Annotated in this window: 19 protein-coding genes and 1 pseudogene; 11 read left to right on the top strand and 9 right to left on the bottom strand. The window is 63.2% G+C overall.

All coding sequences use genetic code 11. The annotated features are described in order from the left end of the window. Nucleotides 1-31 precede the first annotated feature (31 nt). The 9 genes and pseudogenes from AC1TQG_RS02900 to AC1TQG_RS02860 form a co-directional block, all read right to left on the bottom strand. Nucleotides 32-1559, bottom strand: a pseudogene (locus AC1TQG_RS02900) (HNH endonuclease signature motif containing protein). A gap of 379 nt (nt 1560-1938) precedes the next feature. Further along, nucleotides 1939-2856, bottom strand: coding sequence for an esterase/lipase family protein (locus tag AC1TQG_RS02895; RefSeq protein ID WP_482135433.1), 918 nt, complete (start codon nt 2854-2856; stop codon nt 1939-1941). A 318-nt stretch (nt 2857-3174) separates the two neighbouring features. Beyond that, nucleotides 3175-4041: a glycosyltransferase family 2 protein gene (locus tag AC1TQG_RS02890; RefSeq protein WP_482135432.1), complete on the bottom strand. Its 867-nt coding sequence runs from the start codon at nt 4039-4041 to the stop codon at nt 3175-3177. 109 nt (nt 4042-4150) lie between these two features. Next, nucleotides 4151-4927 carry an aspartate/glutamate racemase family protein gene (locus AC1TQG_RS02885; RefSeq protein ID WP_482135431.1) on the bottom strand — a complete coding sequence of 259 codons (777 nt, stop codon included), beginning with the start codon at nt 4925-4927 and terminating at the stop codon, nt 4151-4153. Nucleotides 4928-5018: 91 nt separating this feature from the next. Then, nucleotides 5019-6557, bottom strand: a complete 1539-nt coding sequence (locus AC1TQG_RS02880; RefSeq protein ID WP_482135430.1) for an NCS1 family nucleobase:cation symporter-1 — start codon at nt 6555-6557, stop codon at nt 5019-5021. A 225-nt stretch (nt 6558-6782) separates the two neighbouring features. After that, entirely contained in the window at nt 6783-7505 is a 723-nt protein-coding gene (locus tag AC1TQG_RS02875; protein WP_482135429.1) for a GntR family transcriptional regulator, read from the bottom strand. 101 nt (nt 7506-7606) lie between these two features. Beyond that, nucleotides 7607-8860, bottom strand: a complete 1254-nt coding sequence (locus AC1TQG_RS02870) for a globin domain-containing protein (RefSeq protein WP_482135428.1) — start codon at nt 8858-8860, stop codon at nt 7607-7609. Beyond that, nucleotides 8857-9342 (bottom strand): RrF2 family transcriptional regulator, encoded by a 486-nt coding sequence (locus AC1TQG_RS02865; protein ID WP_482135427.1) that lies wholly within the window; start codon nt 9340-9342, stop codon nt 8857-8859. Before AC1TQG_RS02865 ends, AC1TQG_RS02870 begins: the two co-directional genes overlap by 4 nt. Before the next feature lie 148 nt (nt 9343-9490). Further along, on the bottom strand, nt 9491-9985 hold the full coding sequence (locus AC1TQG_RS02860; RefSeq protein ID WP_482135426.1) for a hotdog fold domain-containing protein: 495 nt from the start codon (nt 9983-9985) through the stop codon (nt 9491-9493). Between the two features lie 560 nt (nt 9986-10545). Between AC1TQG_RS02860 and rpsJ the strand changes: the two genes are divergently transcribed. The 11 genes from rpsJ to rpsQ are packed head-to-tail and all read left to right on the top strand — an operon-like array spanning nt 10546 to nt 15866. Next, on the top strand, nt 10546-10851 hold the full coding sequence (rpsJ, locus tag AC1TQG_RS02855; protein WP_003938093.1) for a 30S ribosomal protein S10: 306 nt from the start codon (nt 10546-10548) through the stop codon (nt 10849-10851). A gap of 17 nt (nt 10852-10868) precedes the next feature. Further along, nucleotides 10869-11522 (top strand): 50S ribosomal protein L3, encoded by a 654-nt coding sequence (gene rplC, locus AC1TQG_RS02850; RefSeq protein ID WP_482135425.1) that lies wholly within the window; start codon nt 10869-10871, stop codon nt 11520-11522. Next, the gene (rplD, locus tag AC1TQG_RS02845; protein WP_482135424.1) at nt 11522-12193 is read left to right on the top strand and encodes a 50S ribosomal protein L4; all 672 of its coding nucleotides are present in this window, start codon (nt 11522-11524) and stop codon (nt 12191-12193) included. Before rplC ends, rplD begins: the two co-directional genes overlap by 1 nt. 5 nt (nt 12194-12198) lie before the next feature. Next, nucleotides 12199-12504 (top strand): 50S ribosomal protein L23, encoded by a 306-nt coding sequence (rplW, locus tag AC1TQG_RS02840; RefSeq protein WP_482135423.1) that lies wholly within the window; start codon nt 12199-12201, stop codon nt 12502-12504. A 40-nt stretch (nt 12505-12544) separates the two neighbouring features. Beyond that, nucleotides 12545-13381 carry a 50S ribosomal protein L2 gene (rplB, locus tag AC1TQG_RS02835; protein ID WP_482135422.1) on the top strand — a complete coding sequence of 279 codons (837 nt, stop codon included), beginning with the start codon at nt 12545-12547 and terminating at the stop codon, nt 13379-13381. A gap of 19 nt (nt 13382-13400) precedes the next feature. After that, nucleotides 13401-13682 carry a 30S ribosomal protein S19 gene (gene rpsS / locus AC1TQG_RS02830; protein WP_331883974.1) on the top strand — a complete coding sequence of 94 codons (282 nt, stop codon included), beginning with the start codon at nt 13401-13403 and terminating at the stop codon, nt 13680-13682. After that, nucleotides 13683-14084 (top strand): 50S ribosomal protein L22, encoded by a 402-nt coding sequence (gene rplV / locus AC1TQG_RS02825; protein ID WP_482135421.1) that lies wholly within the window; start codon nt 13683-13685, stop codon nt 14082-14084. Beyond that, nucleotides 14084-14917, top strand: a complete 834-nt coding sequence (gene rpsC, locus AC1TQG_RS02820; protein WP_482135420.1) for a 30S ribosomal protein S3 — start codon at nt 14084-14086, stop codon at nt 14915-14917. Before rplV ends, rpsC begins: the two co-directional genes overlap by 1 nt. A gap of 3 nt (nt 14918-14920) precedes the next feature. Next, nucleotides 14921-15337 (top strand): 50S ribosomal protein L16, encoded by a 417-nt coding sequence (gene rplP / locus AC1TQG_RS02815; RefSeq protein WP_482135419.1) that lies wholly within the window; start codon nt 14921-14923, stop codon nt 15335-15337. After that, entirely contained in the window at nt 15337-15579 is a 243-nt protein-coding gene (rpmC, locus tag AC1TQG_RS02810) for a 50S ribosomal protein L29 (protein WP_482135418.1), read from the top strand. The genes rplP and rpmC overlap by 1 nt, the downstream gene beginning before the upstream one ends. Beyond that, nucleotides 15576-15866 (top strand): 30S ribosomal protein S17, encoded by a 291-nt coding sequence (rpsQ, locus tag AC1TQG_RS02805; protein WP_482135417.1) that lies wholly within the window; start codon nt 15576-15578, stop codon nt 15864-15866. The genes rpmC and rpsQ overlap by 4 nt, the downstream gene beginning before the upstream one ends. Nucleotides 15867-15961 lie beyond the last annotated feature (95 nt).

Raw genomic sequence — 15961 nt, 5'->3', positions numbered from 1 at the left:
CCCTGAGGTCCGGTGCGGACGGCGACAACGCCTAGTAGGTCGGTGGCGGCTCGTTCCTTCCTCGCTCGTCGCGCAGTGCCTGGCTGTGTTGTTCCTGCAGTTCGCGCTGTCGACGGTTTGCCAACCGTTCCTGTTGGCGGCGTGCGTGTTTGGTAGCGGTCCGTGTCTGCGGCCTGCGCGATGACGGTGGTGGCGGTGTCCGTGGCGATGATGCGCCCGGTGAACCGCGTTGATCGAAGACGATCAGCCTCAACGTCGGGAACAAATCCTCACCGGTCCAGGCCGGGCCGTGGTAGTGACGGCTTTCGGGGGTGGTGACGATCAGGCACGTTCGCCCGGTCGTGGGGTCGGGGTATTGATCATCAAGCCAATCGGAGTAGGTCTTGAGTAGATGGTGAAAGCGGCACAGTGTCTTCATCTCCGAGGGATGGGTGCAGCCACCCGCATCTGGACAGGCGTGGTCGTATTCGTGGGTGTGATCCAGGTCGGCGCCCCAGGCTTTGTGCTCACAGCCGGGCCACATGCAGTAGATGTCGCGGATGCGGAGGTAGCTGTCCAGGACTGCCGAAGGGCGGTACTTGTCGCCGGGTTGGGTGGCCGGCAGCGGGACTGCTTGCAGGAACGGTGCTTCGGTCACGTCGGCAGTGTCAGGGAACTCGTCGAGTGTGGGGTTCTGTGGCCCACGCATGTTCACCGTGCGTCGAGGTTCGGCAGGTGGTGGCGGCTCGGTGACCGGTGGTTGCACGGGCCCTGTATCCGCAGATGCTGGTGCAGGTGCAGGTGCAGGTTCGGCAGTGTGCGGCTGGACAGGTTCGGTCTTGTTGCCCATCGGGCGGGTGACGGTTTCCGGACGAGCCGCGATATCGCGCACATGGTCGCCGGAGATGACGCCATGCCCGTCGAGATAGCCCGGATCCTCGGCACGGCCGTCGAGGGTGGCCTGATCGGTGATCACATGCATCACGATCTTCGCATCCACACCGGAGATGACCTGATCGGCGGGGACGGTGATGATCTCGGCGGTGCAGGGATGTTTCGGATCGTTGGGGCATTGACAGTAGAACTCGCGGCCCATCACCGTCGCGAACAGAGCATCGGCCATCCGATCAGCTTTGCGGCGCGGATCAGCTTTACAGGTCGCCATGGCCAGCTTTTCCAAGCGGGCCATGATCATCGTGATCTCTTCAGCCGTGCCGTGCGCGTCCATCACCGCCATCCCATGGTCGGCATTCGACCCCCACACCCCACGATCCCTGACGAGCAAGCGCTTCGGCGATGGCCTGATCGATTTCGGCGCGATGGGCCGACCCGTCGATCAACTCGGTCCGAGCAATAATGTCGGGAATGTGATGGGCGGCAACCCGTCCCGCCCGCAGTAGCGCGTTGACCGCGGGCAGACGATCGCGCAGCGCCACCCCGCGATGGACTTGCAACTCTGCGGCCTGCTGGGTCAGCCCCTGAGCTATGGCCAGTCTCGCCGCGCATTGGGTGAACGGATCAAGGGCCCGCAGTTCATCGTCGGTGCCGACTGTTGGTTCCACCAGCTTGCGATGGACCATGGCCGCGGCGGCATATCGCTGCCATTCCATCCGGCTTTGCTGTGCCATCGCGAGTGTGGTGGTGTGCAGCAACTCGTTGACGTCCAGCGACTCGACAGGGCCGATTTCGTCGTCCCCGCCTGCATCTTCGATCTCCCCTTCGAACATACATGCGAGAATAAACGAGGGGTACGACACATCGATTGTGATGTCCCGAGACATCACAGGTGCGACAGGCGATTTCGCTGCGGCGAGCGGACTGCGGAACACCGGCGCTTGGCTCGTCCTGCTGCTGGCCGGAGTCTTCGAAGTCGGCTACGCACCGAGCGTCGGAGGCAGCCAGGAATTCAGCGTCGTGGGCTGGTCAGTATCCGTGCCGTCCCCACCCCCCCCCGCGACACTAGGGGCAAGGGGCGGGATGTGTCGCGGCGTATCCCGGATCCAACGCGTCGAGCGTGAGCCACATCGCGCGGGGGTTGCTGGTCATCTGCATGTGGTCGACTTCTGCTGCGGGGCAGCCGTCCTGAACCCAGACGTTCCGCACTGTATGGCCGGGGGAGGGCATGAGGAAGGCGTTCTCGGCCGGTGTGACCATCATGTCGTCACGCGTCGCGATGGCGATGTACTCGACGCCGGGCCGGGTGTCGCCGCCTTCATTGAGGTCGCCGAGGAACGGCGAACCGGCCATCTGTTCGACGTAGGAGGGACCGACTGCGACGTTGGACAGCGCGATGACCGGGATCCCGAGCAACTGCGCGATGGCACCGAGTCCCTGGTTCAGGTGGAAGCTGGTGCCGTGATTGGTGCCGGCCAGACTGATGAGTGTGTGCACCGCGTTCTGCGCCGGATTGTCGATGTCGGTGCCGCCCGCATTCTTCAAGTATTCGCGGGCCACCAGGGCGCCCTGCGAATGGCCGATCAGATCGACCTGCGCGGCACCGGTTTGCGTCCGGACCTGTGCGACGAAGCCGGCGAGCGTCTGCGCGGACCGGACCACGGTGTCGCCGCCGACCAGATCGAGAAGGTTCTGGCCGGAGCCCGGAACACTCTTCCCGTAGTTGAGGGCGTAAACGCAGTAGCCCTCGTCTTTCAGTATGGGGGCCAGGGTCTTCCACGTGGTGTCCATGTCGGCCCAGGTGCCGTGCACGAGAACAACCGGACGAGGGTGCTCTGCGGACGGAACGCACGATGGGTCATTGGCGCCCTCGGGTGATCGCGCAGGCGCGGCCTGCGCAGGCGCGCCAACGCCGACGTGAGCGCCGATGCTGAGCAGGACAGCAACAGCCAACGCGCCGATCGGGCGCCGCCAATCACGCATCAATGTGCTACCTCCAGCTGCGATATGTCATCGAAGAATCGGTTGTTCCCTGTATTTCATGATCGCACGCCGACTATTCGGGGTTACAACTCCCCTGGTCGCGGATTTGCTGTTGTGCATTTTCGCTGCGAAGGTGCCGCTATTGTCAGTATTCGGCTTCCGCCTATTTCTGATGACAATCTTTCGCGCCGACACAGTTTTGAAACTGTGAGCGAATTGACACCACGAGCCCTTCGCCCACGTGACCGAAAGCCCTGCGCCACCGGTACGCGGGGGTCGACCCGTCCGATCCACCGTGGTCGGGCTGCTGGAGTCGACTCAGTCGGAGCCGTAGGGCAGGACGCGCTGCTGTCGCTCGGAGAAGAGTTGTCGTGGAGAGTACCGACCCTTGATGGGGTCCCAGGCCCGCGCGGGCACCCAGAAGAGCCGGTGGAGCAGTCGCATCGTGCGCACGTTTGCCCATGACCGCTTCGCCGCCTCGGGCATGCCGCGGGCTTCCAATGTGGCCGGCATATATGCGGTGAACTGCCGATAAATGGCGGTGCTCGACAGCATGCGCCGCCCCGAGGCGCCGATCTCCATGTTCGGGATGAACACGCTGCGCTGTCCGGTCTCTTTGGTACACAACGTGATATCGAGGTCGTCGAAGATTCCGTCCTGTTCGAGCAGGATCGGCCGGATCTTCTCCCAGGTCGTGCGGCGGATTGCCATGTTGGCCCCGAAGAGCGACGGTATGTCGCCACCATTGCGATCGGCATTCGACATCGCCAGCTTGACGAGACGCCGGTGAAGCCACTGCAGTGGCATGTCGTACTGGTCGAAGAGCCCGGTGCCGGCTCCGACGGTCTCGTCGGCGCGGGCGAAATAGTCCCGGACCGCGGCCGCCCATCCGGGCTTGGCGCGGGTGTCTGCGTCGAGGCGGCCGATGATGTCGCTGGTGACGTCGTCGAAGCCTGTATTTCGTGCGGCGATCACACCCCGCCTGGTCTCTTTGACGAGCCGCAGTTGCGGGATCTGCTCGCAGAACGAGGTGGCGATCGCTGCGGTGTCATCGGTCGAATTGTTGTCGACGACGATGATCTCGTCGAGTTCGTCGAGCTCGGTTTTCAGCGAGTCCAGTAACCAGCCGATTGTCTCGGCCTCGTTGTAGGCGGGTATTACCAGTGACATCGTCGGCTTATGCATTGACGTCCAGTGTGCCTGAATATTGAACGCGGAGACAAAACACTATCAATGACAGGCTTTTCTCAGGTAGAGATATTCATTGGACTGAGACGGGTGCAGAATCCGACTGCTACGCACAGTCATCGGGTGTATTCCGGGCCGGGTGAGTGTCCGGGATGCCAAACGGAGCGAGCAGGCCCGCATAGTGTTTGGGTCGCGGGGGCGCCAATTCGCCGACACATGCCGGCGCCATGCCGAGGGTGATCAACGACTGCAGGAACGCTGTCCCGGCGGCGACCCCGTCGATCACCGGAAGCCCGATTTTTGCGCTGATGGTCTTGGCCAGATCTGCCATGCCGGCGCACCCGAGCAGGATTGCGTCGCAGCCATCGGCTTCGGCAGCCGAGCGGCAGGCCTCGATGAGAATAGCGGCGGTCTCAGGGTTGGATTCGAGCTCCAGTACCGGGATCTCGCACGCGTGGAATCCGATGCAGTGTTTGCTCATCCCGTATCTTTCGGCCAGTTCGTCGGCCCGGCCGATCGTCCGGCCCAATGTGGTGACCACAGAGAATCGCCGCCCCAACATCGATGCCGCGTGCATACCGGCTTCGGCGATCCCGAGTACCGGACCCGACGAGACTTCTCGCGCCGCATCAAGCCCGGGGTCACCGAAACAGGCCAGCAGATACCCGTCCGCGCGGCGCTCACTGCGTTCGGACGCCAAGATTGCCTCGAGCACGCCGGGTACCGCGAGTGCCTCGTCGTAGTGCGACTCGATCGAGGCGGGCCCCATCGTCGAGGTGAGCGGCACGATCTCCGTTCCGGGCCCGGCCACCGACCGGGCGGCGGTGGCGATCTGGTCGGTCATCGACGCCGTCGTGTTCGGGTTGATCACGCAGATGCGCATTGCTTCATGCTCCTCGCTACACCGATGATGTGGCCTTGTGGCGTCCGTGACCTGCGGGTTTGTTGGCCAGAAGGCCACATCATCGGAGGGCTCAGGCCGCGGCCGGGGCCGGGCGGGTTCCGTAGATCAGGTGTTGCGGCAGGTACTTCATGCCCGCCATGTACAAGACGAATCCGATGCCGGCACCGATGAACCACGTGAAACTTGCCTGATACGCGGTACCCCAGATGACAACACCGATCGGGACCAGCGCTGCGATGACCGTGGACACGACCGCCACCGGGTTGACGCCCCCGCGGAAGTAGTACTGCGAGTTCTCATCCATCGTGAACAGGTCGTCGATGTCGATCTTCTGCTTCTTGATGAGGTAGAAGTCGGCGATGAGGATGCCGAACAGCGGTCCGATCACCGCACCGAGCGTGTCCAGCGTGTAGTGGATCGCGTCCGGATTGTTGTAGAGGTTCCACGGCGTGATCAGGATCGAGCCGACTGCGGCGATCATGCCGCCGGTGCGCCAGGTGATCTTGGTCGGTGCCACATTCGAGAAGTCGAATGCGGGGGAGACGAAGTTGGCCACGATGTTGATGCCGATGGTCGCGATGGCAAAGGTGAGTACGCCGAGCACTGCCGCGGTGGTGTTGTCGATCTTGTCCACGATGTGGACCGGGTCGGTGATGATGTTGCCTGCGTCGTCCTTACCGATCACGGTGGCACCGGCGGAAACCGTGCACACCACCAGGATCGAGAAGAACAGGAAGTTGACCGGCAGACCCCAGAAGTTGCCCTTCTTGACCTCACTGAACGACTTGCCGTAACGCGAGAAGTCTCCGAAGTTGAGCATCGGACCCGAGAAGTACGACACCACAAGGGCTATCGCCGAGATGAGTGCGGTGATCGAGGCCCAACCGGTCTTCGATTCACCTACCGAGAGGTCGAAGCTGACGTTGTCCCAGCCGGCCTTCCAGATCAGGTAGCCGGCCAAGATGACCATGACGACGTAGACCGCGGGACCACAGAAGTCGATGAACTTGCGGATCGTTTCCATACCGTTCCAGAAGACGACCGCCTGCAGTACCCACATGAGCATGAAGCCGGCCCAGCCGAGCGGCGAGAGTCCGAGGAAGGACATGTCGCCGCTCTCGCTGTACTTGTCGAGTGACGGCCAGAACTTCAGGGCCAGCAGTCCGAAAGCCACTGAGGCCAAGTATGTTTGGATGCCATACCACGCGACCGCGATGAGGCCGCGAATGATGGCCGGAACATTGGCACCGCGGACACCGAATGCGATGCGGGTGGTCACCGGATAGGGAACCCCGGCCTGCTGAGAGGGTTTGGCGACCAGATTGCACAGCAGGTTGACGATCACGATGCCGACGACCAGGGCGACCAGCACCTGCCACGCGGCGATACCGAGGGCAAACAGGCTGCCCGCGAACACATATCCGCCGACGCTGTGTACGTCGGACATCCAGAACGCGAAGATGTTGTACCAGGTCCAGGTCTGATTCCGCAGCGGAGCCAAATCCTCGTTGGTCAGCCGCTGGTCGTAACTGAGCTTGATGACGCTCTCGCCTGCGGCATTGTGATGATTTGTCGGGACCTCTGAATCGGGAGATTGAACATCGGTCATGGGCATTCCTTCAGCGTCGGAACGGAACCTGGATTCGGGCTCCTCGTAGGACTGAGGAAAACTTAAGATCGCGATATTTCCCGGGGATTACGTGCGTGACAATTAGCGCGGGTCCGGCCCAGGGAAGTGGATATATTCCGGGAAGGCGGTGTATCGACTGCGCCATCGTGTGGCCTTCAGTCCATCACCAAGAGGATGCCACGTGGCTTCCCGAGCGATCGGGCGCTACGTGGGTGGGGATTCTTCGCGGGCGACGTTCAGTTCGGCGGCAGTTTCGATGATCACCGATTCGAGTCGCTGATGGTGTTGTTGCGCAACGGCAACAAGTTCGGTGGCATCGCGCCGGGCCATGGCGTTGATCATCTTCTCGTGATCGCCGTGCAGCTGGAGCTGGGTGGGGCCGGTCGCCCGCTGCATCACCTGGAACGGTTCGGTGATGTCCCAGGTGGAGTCGAACATGTTGAGTAACCGATGCATTCCGCAGGGGCCGACCAACGCCTGATGGAAACGGCGTGAATGCACGTGATAGGCCTTGCGGTCGCCGGCGATGGTGGCCTCTTGTAGCGCCCGGTGTTCGGATCGGGCGCGGTCCAGGTCGGCCTCGGTGGCCACCGCGCAGGCCCGGGTCAGTGCGGCTTGTTCGAGCACGCCGCGGACGAAGTAGATCTCTCGGAGTTCGGTAAGCGTCAGTTGTGCGACGTAGTACCCGCCGCCGGTCCGGTGACCCACCAGGCCTTCGCCGACAAGGGTTTTCAGGGCTTCTCGTACCGGTATCGCACTCACGCCGAACAACTCGGCAACACTTCCCACCGGGATCGCCGACCCGGGGGCTGCGCTGCCGTCGAGGATGACGCGGCGCAGTTCATCGAACACACTGGCCTGTGCGCTGCCCGCGAGTTCGCCGTTCAGGTAGCTGATCAGTGGACGGTTCGGTGGTTGTGATGGCAAGGCGACCTCTGCGGTGGACGGTCGGGGCGGGGGTATCGGTGGATTCTAGGCGCCGATGACGCAGTTGGCTTCTCGACCGTGCCCGCCCCCGACCGTGCCCGTCAGCCCAGGAGCCAGTCGTTGGGTGAGAAGAGCTCGCAGTGCAACCGCCCCGATGCCACACCCCGGGCGAGGAGCTGGCCTCGGACGGCTTGGACGAAACCGTTGTTCCCGCAGAGGAAGAACTCTGCGTCCTCATCGAATGTGATGGTGTCGACCTGCATCAGACCATGATGGATCGTCGGCTCGTCTTGGCCGGGGATCTCGTACCAGAGGTCGAGGCTGCCCTCGGCGAGTTCGCCGATCAGCTCACGCTGGCGCTGCCGGAGTGGATGCGCGTCCGGCGACCTGTCGGCGTGCAGGGCTTGTACCCGGCAGCCCGGGGCGTTCGCCGCGAGGTGCTCGAGGATGCCGATCATCGGCGTGATCCCGATGCCCGCGGAGATCAGGACCAGCGGCCGCGAACCGACACTGTCGACGGGGAGATCGCCGAACGGGATGCTGACGTCCAGCAGGTCGCCAACGGCCACATGCGCGGCGATATGTGTCGACACCTCTCCGGCGGGTGCGTCGGCGGAGGCGACAACAGGACGGACGGCGAACGTGAGCTCACCGGATCCGGGAGTGTTGATCAGGCTGTACTGGCGGATCTGCCGGGCACCGTCGGGGAGTGTTGTACCAACCGAGATGTATTGTCCCGGAAGGAAATTAGGAAATGTGTCGACTGTGGCGGCGACGGTGAGCACGACTGTGCCCGATGGGTCGTCCGTCCTTGCGGTCACCCGCGCGCGGCGGAAGACATCGCCGGCCCCGACTTCCGCGTCCGCATAGAGGCGGTGTTCGAGATCGATCAGTGTGTTCGCCATCAACCAGTAGACCCGGTCCCACGCGGCCGCGACCTCGGCCGTGACGGTCTCGGCTCCCAGGACGTCGACGATCGCGGCGAACAGATGGGTATGAACCAGCGGGTACTGATCGGCCGTCACCCCGAGCGATGCGTGCTTGTGTCCGATCCGGCCGAGCAGTTCCGCGGGATCCTCCAACGCCGGATCGATGAGGTGCGTCGCGTACGTGGCAATGGATGCGGCCAGTGCGCGCTGCTGCGTGCCCTGGGCCTGGTTGGACCGGTTGAACAGATTGCGGAGCAATTCGGGGTGATCGGCGAACAAGCGCCGGTAGAACTCGGTGGTGATGGCATCGATGTTCGCGCCGACCAGTGGCAGCGTCGCGGCGATCATCTCCGCGTGATGCGGTTCGAGGGTTTGTGCCCGGGTTGCGGTGAGCCGCTCGGGGGCAGAAGTGGATGCAGTGGTCATGGATGTGTCCTCTCGATGGGTGACAACAGTTGTTCGGTGGAAGAGTGGGGAAGCCGGACGAGGGGGAGAAGCGGTATCTGCGTGCCTTTCACCAGGTCGCTGACGACGTGCTGGTCGAGCGCGGCGTAGAACGCTTCCTTGGCGTCGGCGAGCGCACGCCGCAGGCGGCAAGCGGGCAGGAGCGGACAGGGGTTGTCCCCGGTGCAGTCGACGACCTCCTTGTCGCCTTCGAGCTCGCGGATCAGTCGACCGACCGAGGCGCGGCGGCCGGCGTCGGTCAAGGACAGCCCGCCGCGCCTGCCCCGTTGGGAGTGCACCAGGCCGAGTTCTGAGAGTCGGGCCACGGCCTTCGCGACGTGATTTTCAGAGGCGGCGACGCTGTGCGCGATTGCGCCGGTCGTGACCCGATGGCCGTCTTCCTCGGCTGCGGCGAGCAACATCAACGCCCGCAGACCGAGGTCGGTGAATCGGGTCAGCTGCATACGACTCACCGTAGTAATTCCGCATCGGAGATGCGCATATTCTTGATGTGTGGTCAAACACTGTGTGACGTGCGGTTTTTGTACCTGCGGTTACGTGGTGAGGGTTGGGAAAACCCGGGACCTTCGACCCCCCCAAGACGAAGCGCAGCTACGCCGGGGTCACCCAGGTGGTGATGTCGCAGTGAACCACTTCGACGCCGTGGGTGTCGGTGATCTTGATGTCGACGACCACGTCGCGGCCCTCGGTGATCGTGCCGAAGTCGAGCGGTTCGCGCAGGGTGGCGACGGCCCGTAAGCCGGTCGTTGCCTTCTTCAGGTACTGGCTGGTCATCGCTTTCGGGATCCAGCGGTGGGTAGAGGGGACTGTGGCCTCCATGAGCATGCCCATCGCGGTCTCCGCCAGGTTGCACGCGGCGATGGCATGGAAGGTGCCCAGATGGTTGCGGATGCCGTACCACTTGGGGGCGGTGACCTCGCATCGTCCGGGTTCCATGGTCTTGACATAGGGCAGGATCGTCGCGAAGTACGGAACACGGACGCAGATCCCCATCGAGAAGAGCACGGAGCCCAGACGTCCGGCAGGCAACTTCTGGCGCAGGCGGTAGGTCGGGCTGGTGCTGGTCAGCGCGTTCTCAGTCGGCATATTCGTTATCCTACCGACCAGTAAGATGTGCTGTGGATGGCGGACTCGGCCGAGGTGGAGGTCGAGGTCGGGACGCAGATGAAGGGGCCGAGCGGACGAATTTGGTCCTGAGCCGGATCTATTGCATACTTGTCGGGTTGCCTTGATTGGCAGTGCGGCCCTGTATGTCCCGGCTGGAAGCTATATGCGTCCAACCGGCAGCAGAGCGCCTGTCGACCGAAGAGCATCACCGGACGAACTAAGCGGCTTGCGAACTGGTTCGAGCTTCCGTTGTGATGCACAACAAGCAAAGATAGACCCGAGTTCAGATAGATGCAGTCGGATACAAGCGGTAAGCGCATGCGCACAAGCGTGTGTAGCCACCGCGACACACCCGAGTGCGTGGACCGGAGGCCCGCAAGATTTGGGCGCAGTACGACGACTCGTGCAAGCGGGTTTTGAACAATGACAGATGAACAGCGTCGATCACCACCGTGAGGTAATGGTCACGAGGATGCGACCACAGTCGTTTCCACGAGGTGTTCATCTGTGCAGCCGAATATGACGGAAGAGGACACAGCGTGGCGGGACAAAAGATCCGCATCCGGCTCAAGGCCTATGACCACGAGGCGATCGACGCGTCGGCGCGCAAGATCGTGGAGACCGTGACCCGTACGGGTGCACGTGTCGTTGGCCCGGTGCCGTTGCCCACCGAAAAGAACGTGTATTGCGTCATCCGCTCGCCGCACAAGTACAAGGATTCGCGCGAGCACTTCGAGATGCGTACACACAAGCGACTGATCGACATCCTCGATCCCACGCCGAAGACCGTTGACGCCTTGATGCGTATCGATCTGCCGGCCAGCGTCGACGTCAACATCCAGTGAGTGGCGGGATTTAACAGATGACTCAGACAAATGTGAAGGGAATCCTGGGCACCAAGCTCGGGATGACCCAGGTATTCGACGAGGACAACCGGGTGATCCCGGTGACAGTCGTCAAGGCGGGACCCAATGTGGTCACGCAGATCCGCACCGAGGAGATCGACGGCTACAGCGCCGTGCAGCTCGCCTACGGCGCGATCGACCCGCGCAAGGTCACCAAGCCGGTTGCCGGTCAGTTTGCCAAGGCCGGGGTCACCCCGCGCCGGCATGTTGCCGAGATCCGCGTCCACGACGTTTCGCCGTACACGGTCGGACAGGAACTGACGGCGGAGATCTTCGCCGACGGTGCCCTCGTCGACGTGACCGGAACCTCCAAGGGCAAGGGCTTCGCCGGTGTCATGAAGCGTCACGGCTTCAAGGGCCTGGGCGCGAGCCACGGCGTGCACCGCGTGCACCGCTCACCCGGTTCCATCGGTGGCTGCGCCACCCCCGGTCGCGTGTTCAAGGGCATGCGGATGGCCGGTCGGATGGGTAATGACAAGGTCACCACCCAGAACCTGAAGGTCCACAAGGTGGACGCTGAATCGGGCCTGCTGCTGATCAAGGGAGCGATCCCGGGTCGCAAGGGCGCGGTTGTCATCGTCCGTGACGCCATGAAGGGTGGTGCGAGCTAATGACTGTCAACACCGAGAAGCAGCAGACCCGCACGGTCGATGTGAAGAGCTTCGGTGGCAAGACCGACGGAACCGTCGAACTGCCCGCCGCGATCTTCGATGCGCCTGCGAACATCTCGCTGCTGCACCAGGTCGTCATCGCCCAGCTGGGCGCTGCACGCCAGGGCACGCACTCCACCAAGACGCGGGCCGAGGTCCGCGGTGGTGGCGCAAAGCCTTACCGCCAGAAGGGAACCGGTCGCGCTCGTCAGGGCTCGACCCGCGCCCCTCAGTTCGCCGGTGGTGGCATCGTCCACGGCCCGCAGCCGCGTGACTACAGCCAGCGCACCCCGAAGAAGATGAAGGCAGCCGCCCTGCGCGGAGCCCTCTCTGACCGGGCACGCAACGAGCGCATCCACGTGATCACCGAACTGGTTGCCGGGCAGGCCCCGTCGACCAAGACGGCACGACTGTTCCTCGAAGAGCTGTCTGATCGCCGGAAGTTCCTGTTGGTGGTCGGCCGCGAGGACACCGCCGCATGGAAGAGCGTTGCGAACCTGCAGCACGTGCTGCCGATCGCTCCGGATCAGCTGAACACCTACGACGTCCTCGACGCCGATGAGGTTGTCTTCAGCCGCGAAGCTCTGGGTGCGTTCCTCGACGGTGCCAACAAAGAGCAGAAGGAGGCCTGAGGAACATGACAGTTCAGGCAAACCCCCGCGACATCATCCTGGCCCCGGTGATCTCCGAGAAGTCCTACGGACTGATCGAGGACAACGTGTACACGTTCTTCGTGCATCCGGAGTCGAACAAGACCCAGATCAAGATCGCCATCGAAGCGATCTTCGACGTGCAGGTCACGAGCGTGAACACCGCCAACCGTCAGGGTAAGCGCAAGCGGACCAAGTTCGGCTACGGCAAGCGCAAGGACACCAAGCGCGCGATCGTGACCTTGGCCGCCGACAGTAAGCCCATCGAGATCTTCGGAGGCCCGGTCGGCTGACGCCGGTCGGACTCAGAAGAAGTAGAGGACAAGAAGACTCATGGCAATTCGTAAGTACAAGCCGACGACTCCCGGTCGTCGTGGCTCGTCTGGCGCAGACTTCGCCGAGGTGACACGTAGTACCCCGGAAAAGTCACTCGTTCGTCCGTTGCACAGCACCGGTGGACGAAACGCGCACGGTCGCATCACGACCCGTCACCGGGGTGGTGGCCACAAGCGGGCTTACCGTCTCATCGACTTCCGTCGTAACGACAAAGACGGCATCAACGCCAAGGTCGCTCACATCGAGTACGACCCCAACCGCACTGCGCGGATCGCGTTGCTGCACTACGTCGATGGCGAAAAGCGTTACATCATCGCCCCCAAGGGCCTGAAGCAGTTCGACGTGGTGGAGAGCGGTCCTACCGCCGACATCAAGCCGGGCAACAACCTGCCGATGCGCAACATCCCGACCGGTACCCAGATCCACGCTGTGGAACTGCGTCCGGGTGGCGGAGCCAAGTTGGTCCGTTCCGCCGGAGCCGGCGCGCAGCTGCTCGGTAAGGAAGGCGCCTACGCCACAGTGCGTCTGCCTTCCGGTGAAATCCGTCGTGTCGACGTGCGCTGCCGCGCAACCGTCGGCGAGGTGGGCAACGCCGAGCAGAGCAACATCAACTGGGGCAAGGCCGGCCGCATGCGCTGGAAGGGCAAGCGCCCAACCGTCCGTGGTGTCGTCATGAACCCGGTCGACCACCCGCACGGTGGTGGTGAGGGTAAGACCTCCGGTGGTCGCCACCCGGTCAGCCCGTGGGGCAAGCCCGAGGGCCGCACCCGCAAGAACAAGCCGAGCGACAAGCTCATCGTCCGCCGCCGCCGCACCGGCAAGAACAAGCGATAACCCAGGAGGGAGTTAGAGAATGCCACGCAGCCTCAAGAAAGGCCCGTTCGTCGACGACCACCTGTTGGGCAAGGTCGATGTTCAGAACGAAAAGGGCACCAAGCAGGTCATCAAGACCTGGTCCCGTCGGTCCACCATCATTCCGGACTTCATCGGACACACTTTCGCCGTCCACGACGGTCGCAAGCACGTACCGGTGTTCGTCTCGGACTCGATGGTCGGGCACAAGCTCGGCGAGTTCGCGCCGACGCGCACCTTCAAGGGACACATCAAAGACGACCGGAAAGCGAAGCGTCGGTAGATGACTATTGAAACAACCAACCCGACCGCCAAGGCCACCGCTCGTTTCGTGCGTGTGACCCCGATGAAGGCGCGTCGCGTCATCGATCTGGTTCGCGGCAAGAACGTGGACGAGGCACTCGACATCCTGCAGTTCGCACCGCAGGCTGCGAGCGAGCCGGTGGCGAAGGTGCTTGCCAGCGCCGTTGCCAACGCCGAGAACAACCTCGACCTCGACCGTCGCACCCTCGTGGTGGCACAGGCGTTCGCCGACGAGGGACCGACCATGAAGCGGTTCCGTCCGCGTGCCCAAGGGCGTGCGTTCCGGATCCGTAAGCGGACCAGCCACATCACCGTCGTCGTCGAGAGCATCGCCGACAAGGGTGCGGCGACCAGCCGCAACCGCCGGAAGGGAGCTCAGTAGTGGGCCAGAAGATCAACCCGCATGGCTTCCGTCTCGGTATCACCACGGACTGGAAGTCCCGTTGGTACGCAGACAAGCAGTACGCGGAGTACGTGAAAGAGGATGTTGCCATCCGCAAGCTCCTGGCCACCGGCCTCGAGCGCGCCGGCATCGCCAAGGTGGAGATCGAACGTACCCGTGACCGGGTTCGCGTCGACATCCACACCGCCCGTCCGGGCATCGTCATCGGTCGCCGCGGCGCCGAGGCCGACCGGATCCGTGGTGACCTGGAGAAGCTGTCCGGCAAGCAGGTGCAGCTGAACATCCTCGAGGTCAAGAACGCCGAATCGGAAGCTCAGCTGGTGGCACAGGGTGTCGCAGAGCAGCTCAGCAACCGCGTGGCATTCCGTCGGGCGATGCGTAAGGCCATCCAGTCGGCCATGCGTCAGCCCAACGTCAAGGGAATCCGGGTCCAGTGCTCGGGTCGCCTCGGCGGTGCGGAGATGAGCCGTAGCGAGTTCTACCGCGAAGGTCGTGTGCCGCTGCACACCCTGCGCGCTGACATCGACTACGGCCTCTACGAGGCCAAGACAACCTTCGGCCGTATCGGCGTGAAGGTGTGGATCTACAAGGGCGACATCGTCGGTGGCAAGCGCGAGGCACTGTCCTCGGCTGCTGCTCCGAGTGAAGACCGTCGTCCGCGTCGTCCCGCACGTCCGAAGCGAAGCGGTTCGTCGGGCACCACAGCGACCAGCACTGAAGCTGGACGCGCCGCAACGGCCGGTGCTTCTGCGGCTGCTGACGCTCCAGCGACAACGCCTGCGCCCGCGCAGGCTGAGAACCAGGAGGGCTGAGGCATGTTGATCCCTCGTCGGGTCAAGCACCGCAAGCAGCACCACCCCAGCCTGAAAGGTCAGGCCTCGGGCGGAACCAAGGTGACGTTCGGTGACTACGGCATCCAGGCACTGGAGAGCGCGTACATCACCAACCGTCAGATCGAGTCAGCTCGTATTGCCATCAACCGGCATATCAAGCGTGGCGGCAAGGTGTGGATCAACATCTTCCCCGACCGCCCGTTGACGAAGAAGCCTGCCGAAACCCGCATGGGTTCCGGTAAGGGTTCTCCCGAGTGGTGGGTCGCCCCGGTCAAGCCGGGTCGCATCCTCTTCGAGATGAGTTACCCCAGTGAGGAGACTGCTCGCGAGGCCTTGCGCCGCGCGCAGCACAAGCTCCCGATCAAAACCCGCATCGTGACCAGGGAGGAGCTGTTCTGATGAGTATCGGAATCGCCGCCGCCGAGCTCCGCGAGCTCAGTGACGAAGAACTGGTTGAGCGTTTGCGTGAGTCGAAGGAAGAGCTGTTCAACCTTCGGTTCCAGATGGCCACCGGTCAGCTCGACAACAACCGCCGGCTGCGTACCGTGCGTCGCGAAATCGCGCGCGTGTACACAGTCATGCGGGAACGTGAGCTGGGCCTGGCCGCCGGACCCGAAGCTACGGACGGTGACGACGCATGAGTAAGGACCAGGAAGTGACAGAAACGTCCGCCGAGGACCGTGCACGGCGCAAAGAGCGCATCGGGTACGTCGTCTCGGACAAGATGCAGAAGACCATTGTGGTCGAGCTGGAAGATCGTGTGAAGCACCCGCTTTACGGCAAGATCATCCGCACCACCAGCAAGGTCAAGGCTCACGATGAGAACGAGACCGCCGGTGTCGGCGACCGCGTTCGGCTGATGGAGACCCGCCCGACCAGTGCCACCAAGCGCTGGCGTCTGGTTGAGGTCCTCGAGAAGGCCAAGTAAGCCAAACGTTTTCAACAAATGCGGCCCGTCCCTGTAAAGGGGCGGGCCGCATTTGCGTTGTTGCGCCAGAACCGCGCCGGGATGACTTCGGACGG

This window comes from Williamsia sp. Y844, from assembly GCF_056786475.1.
This window is presented reverse-complemented; position numbering and strand designations above follow the sequence as displayed.

Coding starts and splice junctions, on each gene's coding strand:
- AC1TQG_RS02860 (WP_482135426.1), bottom strand. CDS start 9,985: ATGCCGACTGAGAACGCGCTGACCAGCACCAGCCCGACCTACCGCCTG.
- rpsQ (WP_482135417.1), top strand. CDS start 15,576: ATGAGTAAGGACCAGGAAGTGACAGAAACGTCCGCCGAGGACCGTGCA.
- AC1TQG_RS02865 (WP_482135427.1), bottom strand. CDS start 9,342: ATGCAGCTGACCCGATTCACCGACCTCGGTCTGCGGGCGTTGATGTTG.
- rplC (WP_482135425.1), top strand. CDS start 10,869: ATGACTCAGACAAATGTGAAGGGAATCCTGGGCACCAAGCTCGGGATG.
- rplV (WP_482135421.1), top strand. CDS start 13,683: ATGACTATTGAAACAACCAACCCGACCGCCAAGGCCACCGCTCGTTTC.
- rpmC (WP_482135418.1), top strand. CDS start 15,337: ATGAGTATCGGAATCGCCGCCGCCGAGCTCCGCGAGCTCAGTGACGAA.
- rplD (WP_482135424.1), top strand. CDS start 11,522: ATGACTGTCAACACCGAGAAGCAGCAGACCCGCACGGTCGATGTGAAG.
- AC1TQG_RS02880 (WP_482135430.1), bottom strand. CDS start 6,557: ATGACCGATGTTCAATCTCCCGATTCAGAGGTCCCGACAAATCATCAC.
- AC1TQG_RS02895 (WP_482135433.1), bottom strand. CDS start 2,856: ATGCGTGATTGGCGGCGCCCGATCGGCGCGTTGGCTGTTGCTGTCCTG.
- rplP (WP_482135419.1), top strand. CDS start 14,921: ATGTTGATCCCTCGTCGGGTCAAGCACCGCAAGCAGCACCACCCCAGC.
- rplW (WP_482135423.1), top strand. CDS start 12,199: ATGACAGTTCAGGCAAACCCCCGCGACATCATCCTGGCCCCGGTGATC.
- rpsS (WP_331883974.1), top strand. CDS start 13,401: ATGCCACGCAGCCTCAAGAAAGGCCCGTTCGTCGACGACCACCTGTTG.
- rplB (WP_482135422.1), top strand. CDS start 12,545: ATGGCAATTCGTAAGTACAAGCCGACGACTCCCGGTCGTCGTGGCTCG.
- AC1TQG_RS02870 (WP_482135428.1), bottom strand. CDS start 8,860: ATGACCACTGCATCCACTTCTGCCCCCGAGCGGCTCACCGCAACCCGG.
- AC1TQG_RS02885 (WP_482135431.1), bottom strand. CDS start 4,927: ATGCGCATCTGCGTGATCAACCCGAACACGACGGCGTCGATGACCGAC.
- AC1TQG_RS02890 (WP_482135432.1), bottom strand. CDS start 4,041: ATGCATAAGCCGACGATGTCACTGGTAATACCCGCCTACAACGAGGCC.